This is a genomic window from Pectobacterium sp. HCp5_1 (assembly GCF_032905925.1).
Lineage (GTDB): Bacteria > Pseudomonadota > Gammaproteobacteria > Enterobacterales > Enterobacteriaceae > Pectobacterium > Pectobacterium brasiliense_A.
This window is the reverse complement of the sequence record NZ_JAUMIO010000031.1, coordinates 36,310-43,064: the sequence shown is the minus strand read 5'-3', so window position 1 is coordinate 43,064 and position 6,755 is coordinate 36,310. Positions and strand designations below refer to the sequence as shown.

The 6,755-nt window shown below is 48.1% G+C and carries 7 protein-coding genes; 2 read left to right on the top strand and 5 right to left on the bottom strand.

Annotated features, from left to right (window positions below; genetic code table 11):
- Positions 1-257 precede the first annotated feature (257 nt).
- Complete coding sequence (locus tag Q3A88_RS17700; RefSeq protein WP_110164347.1) at positions 258-596, bottom strand: 2Fe-2S iron-sulfur cluster-binding protein; 339 nt, start codon at positions 594-596, stop codon at positions 258-260.
- Positions 597-632: 36 nt separating this feature from the next.
- A complete protein-coding gene (locus tag Q3A88_RS17695; protein ID WP_110164348.1) occupies positions 633-818 on the bottom strand; it encodes a hypothetical protein in 186 nt (61 codons plus the stop codon).
- A gap of 511 nt (positions 819-1,329) precedes the next feature.
- Between Q3A88_RS17695 and Q3A88_RS17690 the strand changes: the two genes are divergently transcribed.
- Together Q3A88_RS17690 and ttcA are read left to right on the top strand one after the other, a co-directional pair.
- Positions 1,330-1,602 (top strand): hypothetical protein, encoded by a 273-nt coding sequence (locus Q3A88_RS17690; RefSeq protein ID WP_052900920.1) that lies wholly within the window; start codon positions 1,330-1,332, stop codon positions 1,600-1,602.
- A gap of 544 nt (positions 1,603-2,146) precedes the next feature.
- Positions 2,147-3,082, top strand: a complete 936-nt coding sequence (gene ttcA, locus Q3A88_RS17685) for a tRNA 2-thiocytidine(32) synthetase TtcA (protein ID WP_039496602.1) — start codon at positions 2,147-2,149, stop codon at positions 3,080-3,082.
- A gap of 121 nt (positions 3,083-3,203) precedes the next feature.
- Here the strand turns inward: ttcA and Q3A88_RS17680 are convergent, their stop codons facing one another.
- From Q3A88_RS17680 to Q3A88_RS17670, 3 genes are all read right to left on the bottom strand, one after another.
- Positions 3,204-3,380, bottom strand: a complete 177-nt coding sequence (locus Q3A88_RS17680) for a hypothetical protein (protein WP_317178367.1) — start codon at positions 3,378-3,380, stop codon at positions 3,204-3,206.
- A 634-nt stretch (positions 3,381-4,014) separates the two neighbouring features.
- Entirely contained in the window at positions 4,015-4,998 is a 984-nt protein-coding gene (zntB, locus tag Q3A88_RS17675; RefSeq protein ID WP_110164351.1) for a zinc transporter ZntB, read from the bottom strand.
- A gap of 124 nt (positions 4,999-5,122) precedes the next feature.
- Positions 5,123-6,739 carry an ABC transporter substrate-binding protein gene (locus Q3A88_RS17670; RefSeq protein ID WP_104212225.1) on the bottom strand — a complete coding sequence of 539 codons (1,617 nt, stop codon included), beginning with the start codon at positions 6,737-6,739 and terminating at the stop codon, positions 5,123-5,125.
- Positions 6,740-6,755 lie beyond the last annotated feature (16 nt).

Genomic DNA, 6,755 nt, shown 5'->3' with positions numbered 1-6,755 from the left:
GATGCCTTTCGCCAGTTCGGCAGCGAGTGCCTTAAGTTTCTTTTCGTCCATAATTTGCCTGTCTCCTCAGTTGGAGTGAACATATCAAAAACAGGCAATTACACAATTTTAATTACAGGCTCTTTATAGTAAGGTCGATATACGCAGTTTTTTGCGCAATACACTATTTTGACATTCGCCAGATGTTTTGATAATGATCCCTTCTTTACGAAGGGATCATATTTTCCATTTAAAGGACTCAAGTTAAAAAGCTTAAATCAGTTCCAATTCTGCCAGTCTTCAAAAAATACCTCCTGGGCTTTCTCTTCATCGTATAGAAGCGGTTCCACACCTGTCCGAATAACACAATCGCTTTGGGGATACGCTGAACATGTTGATATGAATTTTATTTTTTGCTTATCGTCTAGAAATGAGCTGTCATCTTCAACTTGGCCAGTAATTAGTAGCGCAATACATGAAGAACATGCTCCTGCACGACATGAGTAAGGTAAATCAACACCAGCCTCCTCGAATGCATCTAAAATGCATTCGTCATCAGAAACTAAAAGTTCTACACCAGAGGTTAAATCTCTAATTTTATAGTTATAAGTTGCCATTATTATATCCTTTTATTTTAACAATTTAATTGTGTTTCATCGTGCACAAAAACACTTCGCACGATTGCACCCAAACCGTCTTTTATTTGAGTCATCGGCGCGATTCTCTTTATCAACGACCTCCTCTTTTTTATTAATACCTTCTAAATCATGTTCATTTTTCAAACGTTCATTGCTTTCTTTTTCCATTTTTCCCTCTTTATTAAGTTTATTCATGATCATGGTGGGAATTTCCGCTCAGCCGATGACAGCAGGCACAGCACGAGAGATATATTACGTTTAATGTCTATTTAATTATTTTAAATTACTTTACTAACCAGTTTATTTCTGGTCAGTACTGAATACGACTCAGCTTGCATTACCGGGCGAGTAAGCGGCAGCAGAAATGAACGATAGCCTTCAATGGCAAGGCCAAGGCAACAGCGTTTAGAACGTAGCGTGGTTAGTCGATGGCTTGTTGCATAGATTTTTTATATTCATATCAAAACAAATAATTTCACATATAATTATTTTAATGATTAGAGATAGAGCTTTTAAATATATCAATCACTGACAAAACACATAAAATCCATTATTTTGTTTTTTGATATACTTTCACTTTATTCATATAAAGAGAATAGTATTCTGTCTTGCCAAATAAAATTAAATAACCTAGTCTCATTTTACTGCCTGTAAATATATTAACAGGGCAACACAGCGATATATTATCAATCAAATTAAATGAGGTGAAATAATGTCAGATCAACTTGCTGGTGGATGGACTGCTTTCCGTGATTTGAATGATGCTGATAAATCACTTTTTAAATCTACCGTACATTTACTGGGTGTAGCTTATACGCCGCTATTTGTTGCAACACAGGTGGTATCGGGCACGAACTACTCGTTCCTGACCAAAGGTACGGTAACGACACCAGAGGCACCACTAAAAATTGTCAAAATTCATATTTATAAGCCGCTGAGCGGCGATGCGCACATTACTAAAATTGAAGAAGTCCTGCCGCAATAGCGCAATAAATAACGCTACAGCTAGTGGATTTAACTCACAAGCTGTAGCGTGGTTATATATCTCCTACTTCCCTGCTTTGCCAGAGCCACCTCCTGCCTTACCTGAATTGCCACCTGAAGATGAAGGAGCGTTACCTCTATTGCCACCCGATGGATTTCCGGTTGTGCTAGGCCAGTTCCCTCCCTGTTGAGGGTGACTTGACGATGCTCCTCTTGATGCACCTTTACTCATGATATCTTCCTCTCTTGTTTGAACACTCCTCTATCAGGATAGTAATAAGCGACACCGTTGCCAAAAATGGCTTCATGTCACGATTACAGCCAAACAGCATGCAGGTTGTGCTTTTCTGTTATCCCTGTGAAAAAGTGAGTAAAAGTAGCAACGTCCCTTCACCTACGGGGTAATTCTGGAACACCGCTGTAAAACGATCTGGCATTCGTCGCCGTAATCCGTACCATACACGCCATGATCGTGCAGACCGTGTTAGCGTCTGCGCTGAACCGTTTTCCATCCGCAACGCCTTTTGCAACGAGCACAGATAAAAATGTCAGAAAATCAACAAATTAATCAGAAACAACAATACAATTTGAACAAATTGCAAAAGCGCCTGCGGCGTAACGTCGGCGAAGCTATCGCTGATTTCAATATGATCGAAGATGGCGACCGCATTATGGTGTGCCTGTCCGGCGGGAAAGATAGCTTCACCATGCTGGAAATTCTGCGCAATCTGCAACAGAGCGCGCCGATTAACTTTTCTCTGGTTGCGGTGAATCTGGATCAGAAGCAGCCGGGGTTCCCGGAGCACGTTCTGCCGCAATACCTCGATAGCATCGGCGTGGAGTACAAGATCGTCGAAGAAAATACCTACGGAATTGTGAAAGACAAGATTCCAGAAGGGAAAACCACCTGCTCACTATGTTCACGTCTGCGCCGCGGGATTCTGTATCGTACCGCGACGGAGCTCGGCGCAACAAAAATCGCCCTTGGTCACCACCGCGACGATATCCTGCAAACGCTGTTCCTGAACATGTTCTACGGCGGGAAGCTGAAAGGCATGCCGCCGAAGCTGATGAGCGACGACGGTAAGCATATCGTCATCCGCCCTCTCGCCTACTGCCGTGAAAAAGATATCGAACGCTTTGCTGAAGCCCGTCAATATCCGATTATTCCGTGCAACCTATGCGGGTCGCAGCCAAATCTGCAACGTCAGGTGATTAAAGACATGCTGCGTGACTGGGACAAACGCTATCCTGGCCGTATTGAGACCATGTTCAGCGCCATGCAGAACGTTGTGCCTTCTCATCTTGCCGATCATGCGCTGTTCGATTTTAAAGGCATTCGTCACGGTAGCGACGTGGTGGATGGTGGCGATCTGGCTTTTGACCGTGAAGAACTGCCGTTGCAGCCCGTTGGCTGGCAGCCGGAAGATGACGATGACGCGCCATCCGTGACCCGCCTTGACGTGCTGGAAATAAAATAAGCGCGACATTCCGGTGCAGGAATGGCATTACCCTAAAGAATAGAGACACGGTGGCAAGAAGTAGTGGTTGCTGTTTCACCACCGTGTTTTTTATTGCCATTTTCTGCCGCGTAGAGCGCCGCTATCGGGCTTGCGATGGTTCAGTGACAGGTTCGTGTTCCGGCCCTGTTGGCGGCGGATCAGGAATGGGCGGTAGATCGGGAAGCGGACGAGGTGTCGGATCGTTCGGTATAATGGGAATCGGTTCAACCGGAACTGTGTCAGCTTGCAGATAATCCGTCGCGTCTTGAGCGAGCATATTTTCCTCCTCGGTGTTGGATAATGTTAAGGCAAATCCAGCTACTGAAGCAGTACAGACATGCGTTACGGCTGGTCAAACAACGCCAGCGCGTCCCTTTAAGCGTAGTAAGCTAATGAATAAAATGCCAAAGGCATTTTACAACGTCGCTTGCGACGGCCCGAAGGGTGTGGCGCGTTAGCCCACTATAATAAAATGCCAAAGGCATTTTACAACGTCGCTTGCGACGGCCCGAAGGGTGTGGCGCGTTAGCCCACTATAATAAAATGCCAAAGGCATTTTACAACGTCGCTTGCGACGGCCCGAAGGGTGTGGCGCGTAGCCCACCATAATAAAATGCCAAAGGCATTTTATAACGTCGCTTGAAGGGTGACGGAAAAGGTCAGGATCGAGGGGCAAAAAAAAGCCGACAAAACTGTCGGCATGGTGTGAATCAATTGTGCTATGCAGTAATTCAAAAAAGGAAGTAAGACAATATGGAGCGCAACGCCCATCGCTTGACGTTGCATTCACCTGCGGGAATGATAGTGCCGCACAACAGGGTAAAAAATGTTGATATTGCTCAATTTACGCGTGGTTTTTTAGCCGTTCGCCACAGTTTGTGATTATCTGTGCATCCACTCGCCGCAAGTCGTTATAGCCATTTACTGCGTTTTAACCACCATGCAACGCCACCCACCAATATCACCAACATCAGGCAGAACGTGAAAAAACCAAACGGTGCATCACCGCCGGGAATTCCCCCCAAGTTGACGCCAAATAAGCCGGTTAAGAACGTCGTCGGCAGGAAAACCATCGCCAAAAGCGACATCGTATAGGTACGGCGGTTCATCGCTTCGGTCATCAGCGCAGTGATTTCATCTGACAGCACCGTGGTGCGCGCAATACTGGCATCCAAATCCTCCAGTCCACGCCCTAATCGATCGGCAATTTCCTGCATTCTGCGGCGATCGTCATCCTGCATCCAAGGCAGTTTCTCGCCGGAAATACGCGAAAATACATCACGCTGTGGCGTCATATAGCGGCGTAACACGATAAGCTGTTTGCGAATCAGCGCCAGCTCACCGCGCGGCGGAATTTTTTGCTCCAGCAAATCCTCTTCCAGATCGATGATTTTCTCATGCAAATCATCAATAAACTCGCTGGTATGATCGGTCAACGATTCCGCAATGGAGACCAGCCAGTTGCCGCTGTCCGTCGGGCCGTTACCTTCCTTCAGGTCGGTGAGAATCTCGTCGATAGCCAGAACTTTACGGCGTCGGGTAGAAATAATCAGTTTGTCGGTAATGAATACCCGAACGGCCACCAGTTGATCAGGCCGCGCATTGGCATTTAGATTAATGCTGCGTAGCGTGATCAGTGTACCTTCACCCAAACGCGTCACTCTTGGACGGGCGCTTTCCCCCGCCAGCGCATTGCGTACGCTATCTGGCACCAGCATCGTTTTATTCAACCAGCGCACGCTGGCAGGCAAGGTTGAATCCAGGTGTAGCCAGCAGGGTTTCTCGCTGTTAACCACATCCTGCTCGCCAATCGGAGTCACGCCCCCCTTTCCATCCAACTGATACGCATGAACCGCACCGCTGTGTTGCAACTCTTTTCCTGCCAAGGATTCCACGTCTTGCCTCCAACGGTTTTTGCTATCAGTTCTTTTGCTATCAGTGTTGTACTCTGCCAGCCGGAGCGACCATCACGATCGCTCCGGCTTTATTACTACATCATTCAATGTATGACTACGGTACTTAATGCTTTTCGATGTAAAGCATGTGGCTGTATGCCACGTCTTCCGGGTTAGTAATCGGATAGCCCTTCACCCATGGTTTGATCAAGCGTCCGTTGGTGTATTGATAGATCGGCGCAATCGGTGCTTCATCCATCAAAATCTGCTCTGCCCGGTTGTAGTCCGCATTCAACGCCTGCGGGTTAGTCTGATTACCCGCTTCATCCAGGACGCGATCGTAATTCGCATTTTTAAAGCGCGCGATATTCCCGCTGTGGTGTGAGGCAAGCAACGAAAGGAATGTCGATGGTTCGTTGTAGTCGCCAACCCAGGACGCTCGCACGACATCAAAATTACCGCTATTACGGCTGTCGATATAGGTTTGCCACTCTTGGTTGGACAAACGCACGTCTACCCCCAGCGTTTTCTTCCACATCGATGCCACGGCAATCGCGATCTTCTGGTGGCTTTCCGACGTGTTGTACAGCAGCGATAACTTCAGAGGATTGTTTGGACCATAGCCCGCCGCTGCCATCAGCGCTTTGGCCTGCGCGTCCAGCTCATCCTGAGAATACTGCTGCAACAGACTTTCCGTCGGTTTGAAGCCCGCGGTAACGTCCGGCGTAAAGTGCCAGGCCGGCTTTTCCCCCGTGCCCAATACTTTTTCCGCAATCACTTTACGATCGATGGCGTAAGACAGCGCTTTTCGCACTCGTACGTCATTGGTCGGCGCACGCTGCGTGTTAAACGCGTAATAATAGGTGCCAAGCTGATCTGGCGTATAAACCTGGCCGGGCAAGTCTTTCAGCAGTTTCTGATACAAATTTTTAGGAAACGACTCGGTGATATCGATATCACCGGACAGATAGCGCTTCGTCGCGTTCGATTCCTGATTGATCGGAACAAAGGTCACCTTTGTCAGGCGCGTGTGGGCGTTATCCCAATAATATGGATTCTGCGTGAGCACCAGCTTCTCATTGACGACGCGCTGATCCAGCTTAAACGCGCCATTGCCAATCAGATTGTCCGGTTTCGTCCAGTCGTTCCCGAATTTTTCTATCGTGGCCTGGTGCACCGGAAACAGGCTGAAATTCGCCGTTAAGCTGACAAAGTAAGGCACAGGCTTGCTGAGCTGCACTTTCAGCGTGTGATCATTGACGGCCGTCACGCCAAGCTGATCGACGGGCAGTTTGCCCGCGAGAATCTGCTCGGCGTTCTGAATTCCCGCCAGTCGAGCAAACCAGGCGAACGGCGAGCTGTTTTCAGGGGTGACCAGACGACGCCAGCTGTAAACAAAATCCTTTGCCGTAACGGGTTCACCGTTAGACCAGCGGGCATTATCACGCAGGGTAAAGATAAACGTGCGGTTATCGGTCGTCTGCCAGCGCAGCGCTACACCCGGGACCAGGTTCCCTTTCGCATCCTGATTAACCAGCCCTTCAAACAGATCGCGCGCCACCTGAGCTTCGGGCAACCCCACCGCTTTTATCGGATCGAGAGATGCGGGCTCATCTTTAATATGGCGGACGATTTCTTGCTTCTCAGCCAGAACCGTTCCCGCCGGAACCTGCGCCGCGACGGCATTGCCCGTCATGGCCGCCATCAACGCGGCATAAAATGCAGAATATCCATAGTGCATGATGATTTGACCTGAA